1 protein-coding gene is annotated in these 1250 nt (G+C 68.2%); it reads left to right on the forward strand.

Translation table 11 applies throughout. The features are described from left to right. Window positions 1–1164, forward strand: a 1164-nt coding sequence (locus ACIQCH_RS38400; protein WP_402589017.1) for an RNA-guided endonuclease InsQ/TnpB family protein, incomplete at its 5' end; no start/stop codon positions are given. Between the last annotated feature and the right edge of the window lie 86 nt (window positions 1165–1250).

The raw sequence follows: 1250 nt of genomic DNA on the forward strand, positions 1-1250 counted from the left end.
AAGATCGTGACGCAGGTGAAGCTGATGCCGGAGGCCGACCAGGCCGCCGCGCTGCGCTCCACCCTGCGCGCGGTCAACGAGGCGGCGAACTGGTTGTCGGGTGAGGCCCAGCAGCGAGAGCAGAGGGAACGCTCCCGTGCTGCGCTGCAAGGTATGGCCTACCGGGAGTTGAAGGCGCGCGGCCTGTCGGCGCAGCCGGCACTGCACGTGCTGCGGAAGGTCGCCGACGCGTACAAGACCCGCGCCGCGAACTTGAAGGCCGGGAACTACGGCAAGCCGGGGTCGAAGCGGCGGGCCAAGGCGGAGTCGAAGCCGATCACGTTCCGTCCCGAGGCGGCACAGCCGTTCGACGACCGCTGCCTGTCGTGGCAGTACGACGCCGGAACGGTGTCGATCTGGACAACCGCCGGCCGGCTGAAGAGCATCCGCTTCGCCTGCTCCCTGGACGCGCTCAAGATGCTCCGCGAGCATCGCAAGGGCGAGTCCGACCTGATCGAACGCGACGGCGCGTTCTACCTGATCGCCGCCTGCGACATCCCGGAGAAGCCGGTCAACGAGAACCCGGCCGGCTTCGTCGGCGTGGACCTCGGGATCGTCAACATCGCCACCACCTCGACCGGCTACCGTGCCGCCGGCCGGGGCCTGAACCGGCACCGGGCCCGGCAGCTCGAACTCCGCCGCAAGCTCCAGGCCAAGGGCACCAAGTCCGCCAAGCGTAGACTCAAGCACCGTTCCCGCAAGGAGTCGCGGCACGCCGCGAACGTCAACCACATCGTCTCGAAGACGATCATCACCACCGCTGAACGCACCGGCTCCGGTATCGCCCTGGAAGACCTCACGGGCATCCGCAGCCGGGTACGGCTCCGCAAGGACCAGCGGACCTCTCTGCACTCGTGGAGCTTCCACCAGCTCGCCGCCTTCGTCGAGTACAAGGCGCGCCGGGCCGGGGTGCCGCTGGTGTACGTCGATCCGGCGTACACCAGCCAGCAATGCTCCGAGTGCGGCCACATCGACCGGCGCAACCGCCAGTCACAAGCATCGTTCGCATGCCGGTCCTGCGGGATCGTCCTGCACGCGGACGACAACGCGTCCCACAACATCGCCCGCAAGGGCGAGACCGTGTGGACCGCGGGGCGTGAGTCACGCGTCCCTGCCACCCCATAACGGGGTGTCTGGACGGAGGAGCCAACCCAGCAGCCAGTTGGGCACTACCTCCAAGCCCGGTCCTTTAGGGCCGGGTCAAGTTGACC

Origin of the sequence: Streptomyces sp. NPDC093225 (assembly GCF_044753805.1) — a bacterium.
Classification (GTDB): Bacteria; Actinomycetota; Actinomycetes; order Streptomycetales; family Streptomycetaceae; genus Streptomyces.